The sequence below is a fragment of the Oleiphilus messinensis genome (assembly GCF_002162375.1).
GTDB lineage: Bacteria > Pseudomonadota > Gammaproteobacteria > Pseudomonadales > Oleiphilaceae > Oleiphilus > Oleiphilus messinensis.
Window position 1 is genome coordinate 5,331,819 of record NZ_CP021425.1, and the last position, 16,559, is coordinate 5,348,377.

Below are 16,559 nucleotides of genomic sequence, written 5' to 3' on the forward strand. Positions count from 1 at the left end.
TCCCAATCTAAAAGCGTTGTATTAATTGCAATACGCCGTCTTTCTCAACCATTTCCAGTCTTTTGAGGAAGCTCATTCCAAGTAAAATCATATCGGGCGAATCACCATCAAGTACACCTGCTTCCACGCCTGTCAGTTCGATCTCTCCGACCTTGACCCGATCCAGCGTCACCGAATAATAAGTTGCTACTCCTGATGCGGTCGCCACTTTACCCGGAGTACCTTCCAATCGAAACTGAATTCCCAAACGTTTTGCATGCTGCCTATTCATCGCGATAATCGTGGCCCCGGTATCAACCAGAAACCGCACCGGTAAGCCATTAATGCTACCCATTGCCGGATAATGGGCATTCACTCGGGCAATATTCGCATACCGGGTCTGGGGCTGGGCAAAACGCGTCGAGACAGTTTGTGACAAGCCAATCTCCATAGACTCGCCAGCCACCTCAACTGTCGCAATTCGACTGGTCGCTGACAGCAATTTAATACCATTCGGGCCGGTATCGCCGACACGCATTAATTGTCCTGGCTGACCATTCACAGAAATCATGGCCTTACCCTTAAACAAAGCTTGAATTTCAATCCGTAGCGCTTCTGCTGCAGTTACAGGAACCAATCCTGGCAATACAGATATTATCGAAAGGAAAGCAGTACTCGCCAACCGCGCTACCATTTACCCTCCTGTCATATTCATGAAGCGAAGGATTTGTGGGTCTTCCTCATGGCTGAAATAATGTCGTTCCGGTTTGATCGACATGGCATCAAGCAAGGTCGCCTGAAGGCGTGCAACATCATCGGGATATTTACGGATGACAGCCTTGAGGTCCACCGAATGTTCATTCCCCAAACACAACAACAAGCGACCTTCAGCGGTGACCCTGACGCGATTACAGTCACCACAGAAATTATGGCTATGTGGCGAAATGAAACCGACCTTCGTGTCACTTCCAGCCAGATTGAAGTAGCGACTGGGTCCGCCAGTGGACTCTGTCGATTCAAGTAACGTATATTGCTCTGAAATCTTGTCTCTGAGCACATCACTGGAACAAAATGCCTCGGCCCGACTATGCTCAGTAATCTGGCCCAAGGGCATCTCTTCTATAAAACTGATATCCAGACCTTTCTCACAGGCAAAATTAACCAGATCCAACACCTCATCGAAATTGCGCCCCATCATAATCACGGAGTTCAACTTTATTTTTTTGAATCCAGCACTGCGCGCAGCTTCAATTCCCTGCAACACCAGATCCAGATCTCCCGTCCGGGTCAACTCGCGAAAACGATCAGACTTTAGACTGTCCAGACTAATATTGATTCGGCTCATGCCTGCTGAAACTAACTGATTTGCATATTTTGGTAACTGCGAGCCATTAGTGGTGAGCGTAAAGTCCTGTAGACCATCCAGAGCTCCGATATCCTGAACCAGCTGGATTACATTGCGCCGAATAAGCGGCTCGCCCCCAGTGAGCCTGATTTTTTTCACACCAAGACCAACAAAGGCTTTGGCAACCAGTGCCAGCTCTTCCAGCGAGAGAACCTGTTGACGAGTAAGAAATGTCATTTCCTCATCCATACAGTAAACACAGCGAAAATCACATCGATCTGTAACAGATAACCGGACATAAGTCACCTGTCGACCAAATCGATCAATTAATTGCGCAGTACTATTGGATTCCATCAGGTTACACCTCTTGAAGCAGTTAAAGCTTTTGGCGTTGGATTTTAGCCCTCAGCCTGCCAATGCCCGGAACGCCCACCGGACTTTTCCACTAACTTAACGTCAGAAATCACCATCCCTTTATCGACAGCCTTACACATATCATACAACGTTAATGCAGCAACACTCACCGCCGTTAATGCTTCCATTTCGACGCCGGTTTTGCCCGAAAGTTTACAAAAACTTGTAATCCGGATACCGGAATTATCCGGCTCAGGGTGCAACTCTACTTTGACAGAGGTCAACAGCAACGTGTGACAGAGCGGGATCAAGTCCGGGCATTTCTTAGCAGCCATAATTCCAGCAATTCGACATGTCGCTAAAACGTCTCCTTTTTTATGGCTACCATCCAGTATCATCTTTAATGTTGTTGGCTGCATTTTTACAATTGCAGTTGCACGCGCGGAACGCTCAGTGATGTCTTTATCACCGACATCCACCATATGGGCTTCACCCTGCTCATTCAGATGCGTAAATTCGGACATAAATATTCTCGACTAAATAACTTGGTTTTATCACAAAGCGTATAACAATGCCAAATTCACCATAGCCAGGCAACCGCCATCAACGCGTCTCACCGTGCCACCATTCCGAGACAGCACTGATTCCCTGCCCACCAAAGGAAATAACCTTTTCCAGAGATGCTTCCGTCATCCCGCCAAGCGCATAAACCGGAAGCTTGGCAGCAGCAACGAGCCCCCGGAAGGCGTTCCAACCAAGCTCAGGCCCCGCATCATGGGAGCGTGCGGCTTCAATTGGAGATAACACGACAAAAGTCATACCTGAACTTTCAGCGTGCTCGATTTCATCTTTATTGTGACAGGATGCAGCTAGCCTTCCACCCGCAGCGCTGAACGCTTCCAGTGCGCCAGAAACGCCATCTTCGTCCTCGTTGCTCTCACTACTGTTTACGGCAAGTAGCTCCCGGCTCCTCAGATGAACGCCTGAAATACCATTCTGCAACAGCGAATCAATAGCACTGGACCCATTTTGCTTGAACAAACTGGTAAATAACTCAAAATCGATCATTAGATGAACGCCAGCCTGTTGACACCAGGCACCAAAACGCATCACCAAGATGCCGTAATCATCCAGCGTCAATTCGCTCCGCCTCACTCGTACCAACTTGATTGCAGCCCGCTCACACACAGCCTTTAACTTATGAAATCCTGCTTCGGGATCAGTTATCGACCCGGTGATTAAATAACGCTGAGGAAGCTGCAGCGCAGCAATGATGGGAACATTTGCCTGGGGGAATTGATATAGCCCCAGCTGTTCAATCGGCACCCATTCAACAGGCTGCCCTTCTACACCTTGAGGGTGCCCAAAAAATTCAGGGACGCGCCAAACATCGAGACAGACTAATTTATCAGAATAATCATGATGGATCTGAATGAGTGGTATCAGCGCAGAGGGGTTCGCTTGAATTCCCAGCTCTTCCGATAATTCCCGAACCAGAGCCACTTCCACCGTTTCGCCTTGCTCTACCTTGCCACCGGGAAATTCCCACAAGCCCCCTTGATGCACGTGGTCTGGCCGTTTCGCTAACAGGATCAGGCCATCTCGTTCGACAACCCCTACTGCAACATGAATGCGCTTCTTTGCGTGAGCATCAATAAAACCAGACATATAAATAGACCATGAATCAGAAATGGAAGCATCGTGACCAACTCTCGGAGCCATCACAAAGATTGCAGGTGTAAAGACAAGATTATCAGCATATAACACCCCAAGCGGAGATTGGAAAATGCTTGGGGTGCATCAGAGTATCAAAAAGCCATGGGAATTAGGTGCGGTACTCTGCATTAATACGGACATAGTCATGGGATAGATCTGTTGTCCAGACGGACTCAACTGCTGTGCCCGCCCCAAGATCAACATGAATCAGAATCTCGTCCTGATTCATAACAGCTTGACCCTGTTCCTCGCTGTAAGCGGACGCTCGGCCTCCATCTTCAACGATTTGGGCAGAGCCCAACCAGATATTGACCTGATTAAGATCCAGGTTTTCAAGCCCGCTTCGTCCAACCACTGCTAAAATTCGCCCCCAATTGGGATCACTCGCAAACAGCGCGGTTTTTACGAGAGGAGAGTGCGCGATCGCGTAAGCTACTTTGAGTGCGTCTTTTTCGTCGCGAGCACCGGACACCCGAACCTCTACAAACTTGGTCGCACCTTCACCATCTTTGACAATCGCCTGTGCCAAAGACAAAAAAACCTTTCTGAGGGCAACTTCAAACTTGGAGTACGCGGCAGTCCCCTCCAGTAATCGCTCATTGCCTGCAGCGCCGGTTGCAACGAGCATACAAGCGTCATTAGTAGATGTATCGCCGTCGACAGTTATTCGATTAAATGAATGCTCGGAAGCCTGCCGCACCAAGTTTTGCAAGGTAGGCGTATCGATTGCCGCATCTGTAGCAACAAAGCCAAGCATAGTAGCCATGTTCGGGCATATCATTCCCGCCCCTTTGCTGATTCCCGTGATCGTAATCAAGCAACCATCCAGATCCACTTGAACCGAACATGCTTTTGGTCGGCTGTCCGTGGTCATTATGCCTTCTGCGGCGGCCAACCACTGCCCTTCATCAAGATTTTCCATTGCGGCTGGCAATGCATTGACAATCTTATCAACGGGTAACGGTTCCCCGATAACACCGGTGGAGAATGGTAAAACTGCCTCGGTTTCGCACCCTGCAATCTGAGCCAACGCAGCGCAACATCGCTCCCCATTGACCATACCCGAAGAACCAGTACCTGCATTCGCGTTTCCGGTATTGATCAAAAGATAACGGGGTGTTGCTCTTGCAAGGTGATCTTTCGCGATCGTGACCGGCGCCGCACAAAACAAATTTTTGGTAAACACCCCGGCAACCGTCGAACCTTGCGCTATCGACATGACCACGAGATCTTTACGACCAGGCTTTTTAACACCTGCCGAAGCAATCCCCAGTTTTAACCCCGAAACAGGATACAAAGTCCCAATATTACCATCACCAACGGCCATGCTCGCCCTACCATTCAATTACTATTCAACCGGTCAAACCGGGTCATCACAACAAACCAAAATTCCGTATCGCAACGACATTAGGCTGCTTTACCATGACACTGCTTGAACTTCTTCCCGGATCCACAAGGGCAAGGTTCATTTCGACCTACTTTTCGACCATCCCGAACGAAAGGCTCATGATCACCCTGCTCCGTCGCTGCAGATTCGGGGTTTTCGCTCATGTCATCCGTATCCGGCGTTTCATCGTGACGCGCCTGGGCACCGCGCATTTGTTGTTCGAGCTCTTCCTTCCGGCGACGCTCAACCTCTTCCATTTTTTCGGGCTGCTGAACCTGAACATGACAAGTCACCCGAATAACATCGTGCTTCAGTGTTTCAAGCATGCCCTCAAACAGATTAAAGGCTTCTCGTTTATACTCCTGTTTCGGGTTTTTCTGTGCGTATCCCCGTAAATGAATACCTCGACGCAGGTGATCCATCGCAGCAAGGTGTTCTTTCCAGAGCGTATCAAGAATTTGCAAAAAGACCTGTTTTTCAAAATTGCGCATGGTCTGGGCTCCGGCAATCTCTTCTTTGCCACGATAAGCACTCGCAATTTCATCAAGAATTTTCTGTCTAAGCGTCTCTTCATGCAGCTTGTCGTCTTCATCAAGCCATTTTTGAACCGGTAATGCTGCGCCCATTTCCGATTCGAGCTGCCTTTCAAGTCCAGCAATGTCCCACTGTTCTTCAAGACTCTGCGGCGGAACAAACTGGCTCACCAGGTCATTCACAACATCTTCACGAATAACCGCAACCATATCCGAAATATCTTCAGAGTACATCACTTCATTGCGCTGCTCATAAACGACACGACGTTGATCGTTCGCCACATCGTCGTATTCCAGCAATGTTTTACGGATATCAAAGTTACGGCCTTCAACCTTGCGCTGCGCTTTCTCTATCGCATTGCTCACCATTCGATGCTCAATTGCTTCGCCTTTCTGCATGCCCAAGGCCTGCATAATGTTTTTCACCCGGTCAGAAGCGAAAATACGCATCAGGTTATCTTCCAGCGAAAGGAAGAAGCGACTCGACCCGGGATCCCCCTGACGACCCGCACGACCACGTAACTGGTTATCTATTCGACGGGACTCGTGACGCTCTGTACCGATGATATGTAAACCACCTGACTGCAGTACCGTTTCATGTCGCTGTTGCCAGTCCCGCTTGATCTTTTCAATTTGGCTGGGATCCGGCTCTTTTAGTTCCGCAACCTCAGACTCCCAATTTCCGCCAAGGACAATGTCAGTACCACGTCCGGCCATATTGGTCGCGATCGTTACTGCACCGGGACGCCCGGCTTGAGCAATAATATGTGCTTCGCGATCATGCTGCTTCGCATTCAAAACGTTGTGCTGTATACCAGCCTTTTTCAATAAGTGAGACAAATACTCAGATGCTTCAATTGACGCGGTGCCCACAAGCACAGGGCGTTGCTCCGCCACCGTATCTTTGACTTCATCTATGATGGCTTGGAACTTTTCTTCTTGAGTCAAATAAACCAAATCATTGAAGTCTTTACGCTGGATATCCTTGTTGGTTGGGATCACAACCACATCCAAACCATAAATATGCTGGAACTCATAGGCCTCTGTATCCGCAGTTCCGGTCATCCCGGAAAGCGTTTCATACAGCCGGAAGTAATTCTGGAAAGTGGTTGAAGCCAAAGTTTGACTCTCTGCCTGTATTTTCACACCTTCTTTCGCTTCGATGGCCTGGTGCAATCCATCACCCCAACGCCGTCCTGCCATTGTTCGGCCTGTATGCTCGTCAACAATCACGATCTGACTGTTCTGAACAATATAATCGACGTCTCTCTGGTATAGTTTATGGGCACGTAAAGCGGAGTGAATGTGGTGCAACAAGCTCAAATTGACAGCAGAATAAAGGCTGTCTCCCTCTTCCAGAAGCCCTTTACTGGCTAAAAGCTCCTCTACGTACGTGTGACCCTCTTCAGTCAACTCGACATTTTTGCTCTTTTCATCCAGCGTGTAATGACCCGCGCCAGGATTACCTTCTTCATCCAGCTCCGCCTGTTTCATCATGGGAACCAGACCATTGATTTGCTGATATAGTTTGGAGCTGTCTTCAACCGCTCCGGAGATAACGAGCGGTGTACGGGCCTCATCAATCAATATGGAATCCACTTCATCCACTATCGCAAAATTCAGTTTGCGCTGAACCTTGTCTTGCGGGCTAAACGCCATGTTGTCCCGAAGATAGTCAAAACCAAACTCGTTGTTGGTTCCATAGGTAATGTCGGCCTGATATGCCTGTTGCTTTTCCACCGGAGACTGTCCGGAATAGATGACCCCGACTGTCAGCCCAAGAAACTCGAACAGCCCCTTCATCCAGCCGGAATCACGTTTCGCCAGGTAATCGTTCACTGTGACTACGTGCACCCCCTTTCCAGAAAGTGCATTCAGGTAACAAGGCAAAGTCGCTACGAGCGTCTTACCTTCACCGGTACGCATCTCTGCGATACGCCCTTCATGGAGCGTCATTCCCCCGATGAGCTGGACATCAAAGTGGCGCATGCCCAAAGCTCTTTTACCTGCTTCACGAACTACGGCGAACGCATCAGGCAGTATTTGGTCAAGTGTTTCGCCTTTTTCAAGTCGCGCCTTGAACTCAAGCGTCTTCGCCTTCAATGCAGCATCATCGAGCGCCGAAATTTCCTCTTCCATCGCGTTGATTTTTGCTACGACCTTGGACATCCGCTTCAGTTCGCGGGCGTTTTTACTACCGAATACTTTCTTTACCAGTGATGAAAACATAACCTTTTTTAGCTGCCTTTTGTAATCAAAGTAAGTGTCTTGGATTCCTCTTTCCCAAGGACTATAACAGACACTCTTTTCAACATTTTTTACGATACCGCTATTACTTGTATCAGAATGGCTTTAACAGAAAACCCGGCCAGCGATCAATTTGCGCAACCCAACACCGTCAGTATGATTAACTAAACTCTGCAATCACTTCAATTATCGACGAAGTAATTGCAGAATTCAGAATTCAAGCAATCTGCCAACGACAGAGGATTCTACTCCGATTTACACACAGAGACAAAACCTAACACAGGAATTAGTTAACGGCTTGGCCAAAAGGCCTGTCCGGGAATCACAGGTCAGCGACTGGCTCGGTTGATAAACTTGGCGGGATTCAATGTTTTGTTGTTCTTTAGCACTTCAAAATGGACATGGGGACCCGTCGATCGCCCCGAACTCCCCATTTTTGCGATAACCTGGCCTTTTTGAACCACATCACCGACTTTTACGAGCAGTTTTTTACAATGGGCATAGCGCGTAACAACATTGCCACTGTGGCTAATTTCAATTAATTGCCCGTAACCGTAACGCTCCGACGCTCGAGTGACAACACCTGAAGCCACCGCGATAATGTCACTCCCTTCCTTGCCAGCAAAGTCCACCCCGGCATGCCATGCTCGCTTTCCATTAAACGGGTCGGTTCGGTAGCCGTAATGAGATGAAAGCCACCCTTTAACAATGGGTCGACCGGCAACAAACATTTGCCGCTCAATTTGCTGATTCACAAACATTTCATCCAGCAGTTCCAGCTGTTCCTCCCGATTGCTGATCTGCGCTTCCAGAGCGTCCAGCACCGCAGTCAATTCCGATACGGCATAGGATTCTTCTTCCACCGAACTTACAGGACCGCCAACGGCAGGGGGGGCCTCAAAGTCAAATTCGCCATTATCCATCTTCGCGACTTCAGTCAACCTTTGCCCCAATGCATCCAGACGAGTAATACGGGCTTGCAGCTCCCCCATTCTCAACGTGATGGCATCGATTTGTTCACTCGCCTGAAGGCGAACCAGACTCAAATCTTCCTGTTGGGACTTCAGCATAGTCTCCCAGGCATCGATCACATTTTGATTTTCCAGGTTGCCTTTCCGTTCAGTCCCCCATTGCAATGACAAAATGCTGGCTCCGGCAAAAAAAATGGTTACCATAAGTATGGTAACGAACAATGATGTCAACAAAATCGAGGTTTTGCCTAACACCAAGGGCCTGGATTGTCCATTTTTACGGCTGACGATGATAATATTCATAATCGACTTATTCGGAAGCTGACGGGTTCCCAAGAGAAAGCACACTTTTTAATTAAAGCACATCCAGCTTAAGAAAAAAGTGAGCAACTCTGAATATTAAAATATTCTTACAGATTTAAAAACACACTAATCAGGCCTGACCATACGGGTTTATTCGTGTAGAAAGGTATCATTCTGATTTACAAGTAGTCTTTGTCTAAGTGGGCGCTATTTTAACCAAATTGCTCGATTAACGATACATTAATTACAGTTACAATTTAGTAAGCAGGTCTGATGAATACCAATAAACGTCCTCCATTATTAAATGAAGTCACACGGGAACAACCCGAACTTTCGAGGCTTTTTCGAATCGCAGGAACGATGGAGCGTCTCACAGGAATACTGAATCAGGCTGTGCCCGATGTGTTGAAAGGCTCCGTTCAAATCAGAACATACAAAGACAAAGTCTTATCGGTAAATGTCCCCTCCGGAAGTAGTGCAACGCTGTTCCGTATGGAAATGCAAACTATCAAGACCCGTTTGCGTAACCATCCCTCATTTCAGCACTTGTCCCGAATTAATGTGAAGGTGAAGCCAGACCGGCAGCCAGCTCCGAAAAAACGAGAGCCTATGCGGTTGAGCAAAAAAAATGCCCAGCTTCTTTTGGAAGAAGCCGGGCACACAGAAGATAAGGACTTAAAATACACCCTGGAGAAGCTCGCTAGACGCGGGCTATTGGCTCCAGACTAGGTACTTTCTTTCATCACTCGCTCAGGAAATTATCTCCCGTGGCGAGTCATTATTACGCACAGGCAAATGCAGGCTTGGCATATGAAATGGGCGCTTCGTTTTCACCTTCAAAGGTTACCAACTCCCAAGCGCCTTCAGTTGCCATCAACTTACGCAACAGTTTATTGTTCAGGTCATGCCCTGACTTAAACCCTTGGTACTCCCCTAACAAACTCTTGCCAAGCAGGTAAAGGTCACCAATTGCATCAAGCATCTTATGTTTGACGAACTCATCATCAGAACGCAGACCATCTTCATTTAGAACTCGAAATTCATCCACCACAATCGCATTGTCGACACTGCCACCGAGAATGAGATTCATGGAACGGAGTTTCTCAATGTCGCGCATAAAACCGAAAGTTCTGGCACGACTCACCTCCTTCACAAACGAAGTACTGGAGAACTCAACCATAGCTTCCTGCTTACGGCCTTTGAACACCGGATGGTCAAAATCGATTTCAAACCCGACTTTAAAACCATCAAAGGGTTTGAATGTGGCTTTTTTATCGCCATCTTCAACCGTGACTTCTTCTTTTATGCGAATAAACTGTTTTGCAGCTTCCTGCTCCGCTATGCCCGCAGATTGAATCAGGAACACAAACGGCCCTGCACTACCATCCATAATCGGCACTTCAGGTGCACTCAACTCAACGATACAGTTATCGATACCAAGCCCAGCCATAGCAGACAACAAATGCTCTACAGTAGCCACTTTGACATCACCCTTCACCAACGTCGTTGAGAGGAGTGTTTCACCCACATTTTCCGCAGACGCATTAATTTCTACAACCGGATCCAGATCCGTTCTGCGAAATACGATTCCGAAATCAACCGGAGCTGGTTTCAAGGTCAAATACACCTTTTCACCGGAGTGTAAACCAACCCCAGTAGCCCGAATAACGTTTTTCAAAGTTCGCTGTCTGATCATAGGGCTTCTATTTGCTTCCTTCATAATTGCCGTTTCAGGGGCTGAAAATACACCGTATAGACTGGAGTACACAACCTAGAATTGAAACGAGCGAATAACTGCTCAAAAATTGAGCGCGCATAATATCAAAAACCAGTCTAAGAAACCAATCTTCAATAACCAAATATTGCAAATTTGTTACCGCGCGCCGACCGTCGAGACTAATCCGCTTGACGTCGAAGGAACGCAGGAATATCGAGATATTCTACACCTTTTTCCACATCTACACTCTTCTCATCAATTGCGGTATTACCCTGACTCATTGGGCGACGACGCATAACAGCAGGCTTATCTAACTGATTGTAATCAGTTTTACCATCAATTGCTTTACTATTATCCACCACTTTGACCGGCTTATCAGACAATGCGCCCAATCCAGTTGCGACAACGGTTACTTTCAACTCGTCGGTCAGATCGTGATCTATTACTGTACCTACAACAACTGTGGCAGCTTCAGATGCAAACTCTTCCACGATGTTACCCACTTCTGAGAATTCACCCAGATTCAAGTTCTCACCTGCGGTAATATTAACCAAAATACCACGCGCGCCCTGCAGATTGATATCTTCAAGTAGTGGACTGCGAATGGCCGCTTCAGCAGCTTCACGCGCACGATTTTCACCACAAGCTGTTCCTGTACCCATCATCGCCATGCCCATTTCCGACATGATTGTTTTCACATCAGCAAAGTCAACGTTGATCATACCCGGACGGATTATCAAATCCGCAATACCCTGTACTGCACCCAATAGAACATCATTCGCAGCACCAAACGCGTCCAATAGACTGGTATTCTTGCCCAATACTGTCAGCAGTTTTTCATTCGGAATTGTGATCAATGAATCCACATATCCGGACAACTCGGCCAGTCCCGCCTCTGCTACTTTTAAGCGCTTACCGCCCTCGAATGGAAACGGCTTAGTGACAACGGCGACCGTTAGAATGCCCAGCTCCTTAGCCACTTCGGCTACAATTGGAGCCCCTCCAGTGCCGGTTCCGCCACCCATACCCGCGGTGATAAAAACCATATCAGCGCCTTTAAGCGATTCTGCGATACGCTCTTTATCTTCCATCGCAGCCTGACGCCCAACCTCAGGGTTAGCGCCCGCCCCTAATCCTTTTGTAATATTGCTTCCCAGCTGAATCACAGACTTTGCATCCAGGTCTTTCAACGCCTGGGCATCAGTGTTGGCACAATAGAATTCAACACCTCTAATATCGGATGCCAGCATGTGCCGAACAGCATTACCGCCGCCACCGCCAACACCCACAACTTTTATTACTGCTTCTTGGGGCAGATTATCAATCAACTCAAACATTTTCCTATCTCCTGATTTGATTTCTTCTATTGTTTTTCGTTTTAAAAATTACCCGTAAACCAGCTCTTTACTTTTTCCACCCAGTTTACGGAGCTCTCTGGCCGGGTGGCAGGTACCCGGCCTAAATCGATTTGCTTGAAACCATAAATCAACAAGCCAACCCCTGTTGAGTACATCGGATTGTTCACTACATCAGCAAGGCCTGTTACACCTTGCGGAGATGCCAAACGAACCGGCATGTGGAAAATCTCTTCGGCTAACTCAACGACGCCCTCCATCTTGGAAGTTCCCCCGGTCAATACAATCCCGGCCGCGACCAGCTCTTCATAACCGCTGCGTCTCAGTTCCGATTGAATAAGCGTAAACAGTTCCTCATAACGGGGCTCCACAACTTCAGCCAATGCTTGCCGCGAAAGATCTCTTGGTGGGCGTTCACCCACACTGGGCACCTTGATTGTCTCTTCTGCACCCGCGAGCTGCGTTAACGCACAGGCATACTTAATTTTAATTTCTTCCGCATTCTGAGTCGGCGTGCGCAATGCCATTGCAATATCGTTTGTAACCTGGTCTCCCGCGATCGGAATAACTGCGGTGTGACGAATTGACCCGCCAGTGAAAATCGCGATGTCCGTGGTCCCCCCCCCGATATCAACCAGGCAAACCCCCAGTTCCTTTTCATCATCGGTCAGGACGGCATAGCTGGAAGCCAACTGTTCAAGAATGATATCGTCAACATCGAGATTGCATTTGCGAACGCACTTCTCAATATTTTGTGCCGCGTTCACTGCGCAGGTCACCAAATGAACTTTTGCTTCCAGTCGCACCCCGGACATTCCCAACGGTTCTTTGATACCTTCCTGATTATCAATCACATACTCCTGGGGAATGATGTGCAGAATCTTTTGATCTGCGGGAATGGCCACGGCTTGAGCAGCATCAATTACCCGATCAATATCCGCCTGAAGCACTTCCCGATCCCGAATGGCGACAATACCATGGGAGTTCATGCTTCGAATGTGGCTCCCGGCAATGCCTGCGTATACCGAATGTATGCGACAGCCCGCCATCAGTTCCGCCTCTTCTATGGCGCGCTGAATTGACTGAACTGTTGTTTCAATATTTACCACGACACCGCGCTTCAACCCTTTTGAGGGGTGAGAACCAATACCAACAATATTGATATCACCTTCGGGTGTCTTCTGGCCGACAATAGCCACAACTTTGGATGTGCCGATATCCAAGCCAACGATCATGTTGTCTGATTCCAACCCTGACATGTAAATTCGATCCTGTGTTGATCCAATAAATAGGCTAACCTTTGGCTACTTCCGACGCGTCCTCGATGAGTCGCCACTTAATAGCAATACCGTTGGTATAGCGTGCATCAATCATTTCTATTTTTTCCGATTTATCCCGCAAATAGTTCTGATAGACCCGGACAAATCGATCTAGTTTTTCGGTCACATCTTCTCTCCCTAAACGAATTTCTACTCCATTCTCAAGGGTCAGCGAAACTGCCCCCCGGTTTTCGACCACCAGTACCTGAAGCGCGATCGCTTGCGCATCCAGTGTTTTCCGAATATCTGCGTATTCTCTTAATACTTCCTGAGCCTGATTTTTTGGCCCGACCAGACGCGGTAATGACGATAGGTAATCCTCACTTCCTTCAGCAACAGCCCAAGGCGCAAAAACTTCACCATAGGGATTCAGCAATCCCATTCGTTCTGTCTGGTTTTCCCCATTTACCCGCCAATGAGCAACGGGTATCTGCTCAATGACATGCACCTCAATTTTTCTCGGCCAAACCCGTCGGACCGAGGCCTTGTCAATCCAGGGCAGGCGCTCCAGATCGAACTTGAACTGGTCAATATCAACACTGAAAAAGCCCTGTCCCAGGACCGTCTCCATTTGCCGCTTTAAGGTCGGCTCATGGATAAAATCGAGTTGTCCCGATACCTGGACATGTTCAATTGGATCATCCAATTGACTGTAAAAAACGTTCTGCAATCCTTGAACGATAAATACCAGTGCAGTCACACCAGCGATTCTGAACAATGCAATTTGATGTCGCGCAAGCCACTGCACCACAGCATTGATTGTTGCTACAAGACCTGTTATTGCTTGGCGGATATCACTTCGCAATACCACTAACGGCGACGGAGATTTGGGTCTCGCTCCGGATGCGCCTTTCTTTTTCAAAACTTTCCCTGCTCGGGCAGTAGGCTTACGATTTGGCGAGTTACTCTTTTTTTTAACCGGAAGATTCATACCCGTTACCGTCTCTACTATGCCTGTGTGCTGCTAGATCAATACCCAAAACCTAAAGTTACGCGTAGCTACTGGCCAGAATTCTCAGTACCAATTCATTAAAATCGACTCCAGCCGCCTGGGCAGCCATTGGCGTCAAACTATGATCAGTCATCCCCGGAATGGTATTGACCTCAAGCAACCAGAATCGACCCTCTTGATCCCGCATGACATCCACTCGGCCCCAGCCCTTGCAGCCAACCGCATTAAACGCATCAAGACTAAGCTGTTGCAATGCCAACTCTTCTTCCTGACTCAAACCTGACGGCAGTAAATAACGGGTGTCATCTGAAAGATATTTGGCGTCGTAATCATAAAACACATGATCCGTACTCAAACCAATCACCGGTAACGCACCTTCGGATAAAATCCCTACCGTGTATTCCGGCCCTTCCACCCAGGTTTCTGCGATGACTTCAGTATCTAACGCCGCCGAAGCCATAAATGCAGCCTGCAGTTCTGCAACGGATTTAACTTTCTGAACACCAATGCTTGAACCTTCATGGGCAGGTTTCACACAAATCACGGGACCCAGGCGCTGCATCACAGATACCCAATCTTCAGACTCCGACAAGACACAGAAATCCGGAGTCGGCAGCTCCAGCCCACGCCAAAGCTGTTTCGTCCTGACTTTATCCATTGCCAACGCGGAAGCCATTACACCGCTCCCGGTATAGGGAATCTGGAGCGCTTCCAAATAACCTTGAATTGTACCGTCCTCACCGCCTCGACCATGAAGCGCCAGAAATACCCGGTCGACATCCTTCAGCACTTCAGGCCCGGGAAACACGTCCCCCGTATCAATCATCAGGTGCTCAATTTCCAGCCATTCCAGCGCCGCGGCAACCGCCTGCCCACTGTTTAGCGATACCTCCCGCTCGGCAGACTGACCACCGAAAAAAAGTGCGACCCGACCTGCTTTTGCAACAAGCCGGGATCGCTCTTCCTGAGACAAGGGCGAGATCTTAGTCATCGACAATGATCCCCGCTTCGGCTAACCGTTTTGCTATCGCATTGATATCGCCGGCCCCCTGGGTAAGCAACAAGTCACCATCCTGCAATACGGTTTTCAAAATGGTTTCCAGATCAGCTCCATCTTCAGCGAAAATTGGATCAATATGGCCTCGCTGTCGGATACTACGACACAGGCTGCGGGAGTCAGCACCGGGAATAGGTGTCTCCCCCGCCGGATAGACATCCAGCAGCAATAACACATCAACCTGAGACAGCACTCTGACGAAGTCTTCATACAAGTCACAAGTCCGGCTGTACCGATGTGGCTGATAAATCATCACTACCCGTTTTTCGGGCCAGCCACTCCGGATCGCTTCGATTACCGCTTCGACTTCCCTTGGATGGTGACCGTAGTCATCAACAAGCATCACTCGACCGCGGCTTGTTTCATATTCGCCGTATACCTGGAAGCGCCGCCCGACACCTGCAAAATTTGCCAGACCTGACACAATAGCATCATCTTCAACCCCCTCGTCCGTCGCCACAGCAATTGTGGCTAATGCATTGAGAACGTTGTGATGCCCAGGCATATTCAGCGTTATCCGCAGATCTTTTGCTGTCCCCGGACGCTTCACAGTAAATCGAACTTGCATTCCATCCTGAACAATATCGGTCGCACAAAAATCAGCCTCAGGTTTAGTGCCATAGGTAATCACTGACCTTGAAATCGCCGGGATAATTTCTTGTACGTTAATATCATCAATACACACCACAGCTGCGCCATAAAATGGCAGGTTGTGCAGAAAATCGATAAATGTCTGGGTCAACTTTGAAAAATCGCCCCCGTAGGTATGCATGTGATCCGCATCAATATTGGTCACCACAGCAATCATCGGAGTCAAATGCAGAAAAGAAGCATCGCTTTCGTCGGCTTCTGCGATCAAATAACGGGAGCCTCCCAGTTTTGCATTCGTTCCTGCACTATTCAGCTTCCCGCCTATCACAAAAGTAGGGTCCAGCTTTGCTTCGCCAAATACGGACGCGAGCAAGCTGGTCGTAGTGGTCTTACCGTGCGTGCCTGCAACCGCAATGCCATGTCGATAGCGCATCAGCTCGGCTAGCATCTCCGCTCTGGGAACAACAGGTATACGTAAACTGCGCGCTTTAGCTACTTCCGGGTTTTCTTCGTTAACAGCACTGGAAACAACTACTACGTCAGCATTTTCAACGTTTTCTGACTGGTGGCCCAGAAAAATTGTCGCACCTAACGAGGCCAAACGATCTGTAACCAGACTGGCTTTCAAGTCGGATCCGGAAATGGTGTAACCGAGATTCATTAACACTTCGGCAATGCCACACATCCCCGCACCACCAATACCCACGAAGTGGATTTTTTTGATGCGTCTCAT

14 protein-coding genes are annotated in these 16,559 nt (G+C 48.4%); 1 reads left to right on the forward strand and 13 read right to left on the reverse strand.

What is annotated here, in order from left to right:
• Positions 1-7: 7 nt before the first annotated feature.
• The 7 genes from OLMES_RS23130 to OLMES_RS23160 form a co-directional block, all read right to left on the reverse strand.
• Positions 8-673 carry a retropepsin-like aspartic protease family protein gene (locus tag OLMES_RS23130; RefSeq protein ID WP_087463428.1) on the reverse strand — a complete coding sequence of 222 codons (666 nt, stop codon included), beginning with the start codon at positions 671-673 and terminating at the stop codon, positions 8-10.
• The gene (gene moaA / locus OLMES_RS23135) at positions 674-1,678 is read right to left on the reverse strand and encodes a GTP 3',8-cyclase MoaA (protein WP_087463429.1); all 1,005 of its coding nucleotides are present in this window, start codon (positions 1,676-1,678) and stop codon (positions 674-676) included.
• A 44-nt stretch (positions 1,679-1,722) separates the two neighbouring features.
• Positions 1,723-2,202 (reverse strand): cyclic pyranopterin monophosphate synthase MoaC, encoded by a 480-nt coding sequence (gene moaC, locus OLMES_RS23140; protein WP_087463430.1) that lies wholly within the window; start codon positions 2,200-2,202, stop codon positions 1,723-1,725.
• 79 nt (positions 2,203-2,281) lie between these two features.
• A complete protein-coding gene (locus tag OLMES_RS23145) occupies positions 2,282-3,346 on the reverse strand; it encodes a Nudix family hydrolase (RefSeq protein ID WP_157678487.1) in 1,065 nt (354 codons plus the stop codon).
• A 157-nt stretch (positions 3,347-3,503) separates the two neighbouring features.
• Complete coding sequence (gene argJ, locus OLMES_RS23150; protein WP_087463432.1) at positions 3,504-4,721, reverse strand: bifunctional glutamate N-acetyltransferase/amino-acid acetyltransferase ArgJ; 1,218 nt, start codon at positions 4,719-4,721, stop codon at positions 3,504-3,506.
• Positions 4,722-4,801: 80 nt separating this feature from the next.
• Positions 4,802-7,543, reverse strand: coding sequence for a preprotein translocase subunit SecA (gene secA / locus OLMES_RS23155; protein ID WP_087463433.1), 2,742 nt, complete (start codon positions 7,541-7,543; stop codon positions 4,802-4,804).
• A gap of 347 nt (positions 7,544-7,890) precedes the next feature.
• Positions 7,891-8,835: a M23 family metallopeptidase gene (locus OLMES_RS23160; RefSeq protein WP_087463434.1), complete on the reverse strand. Its 945-nt coding sequence runs from the start codon at positions 8,833-8,835 to the stop codon at positions 7,891-7,893.
• A 273-nt stretch (positions 8,836-9,108) separates the two neighbouring features.
• Here OLMES_RS23160 and OLMES_RS23165 point away from each other — a divergent pair, with 273 nt between their 5' ends.
• Positions 9,109-9,564, forward strand: coding sequence for a DciA family protein (locus tag OLMES_RS23165; RefSeq protein ID WP_087463435.1), 456 nt, complete (start codon positions 9,109-9,111; stop codon positions 9,562-9,564).
• A 52-nt stretch (positions 9,565-9,616) separates the two neighbouring features.
• Here OLMES_RS23165 and lpxC read toward each other — a convergent pair whose 3' ends face one another.
• From lpxC to murC, 6 genes are all read right to left on the reverse strand, one after another.
• Positions 9,617-10,531: a UDP-3-O-acyl-N-acetylglucosamine deacetylase gene (gene lpxC, locus OLMES_RS23170; RefSeq protein ID WP_087463436.1), complete on the reverse strand. Its 915-nt coding sequence runs from the start codon at positions 10,529-10,531 to the stop codon at positions 9,617-9,619.
• Between the two features lie 200 nt (positions 10,532-10,731).
• On the reverse strand, positions 10,732-11,889 hold the full coding sequence (gene ftsZ, locus OLMES_RS23175) for a cell division protein FtsZ (protein WP_087463437.1): 1,158 nt from the start codon (positions 11,887-11,889) through the stop codon (positions 10,732-10,734).
• A 41-nt stretch (positions 11,890-11,930) separates the two neighbouring features.
• Positions 11,931-13,166, reverse strand: a complete 1,236-nt coding sequence (ftsA, locus tag OLMES_RS23180) for a cell division protein FtsA (RefSeq protein ID WP_087463438.1) — start codon at positions 13,164-13,166, stop codon at positions 11,931-11,933.
• 34 nt (positions 13,167-13,200) lie between these two features.
• On the reverse strand, positions 13,201-14,088 hold the full coding sequence (locus tag OLMES_RS23185) for a cell division protein FtsQ/DivIB (protein ID WP_198343093.1): 888 nt from the start codon (positions 14,086-14,088) through the stop codon (positions 13,201-13,203).
• A gap of 127 nt (positions 14,089-14,215) precedes the next feature.
• A complete protein-coding gene (locus OLMES_RS23190; protein WP_408635165.1) occupies positions 14,216-15,151 on the reverse strand; it encodes a D-alanine--D-alanine ligase in 936 nt (311 codons plus the stop codon).
• Positions 15,152-15,161: 10 nt separating this feature from the next.
• Positions 15,162-16,559 (reverse strand): UDP-N-acetylmuramate--L-alanine ligase, encoded by a 1,398-nt coding sequence (murC, locus tag OLMES_RS23195; RefSeq protein WP_087464636.1) that lies wholly within the window; start codon positions 16,557-16,559, stop codon positions 15,162-15,164.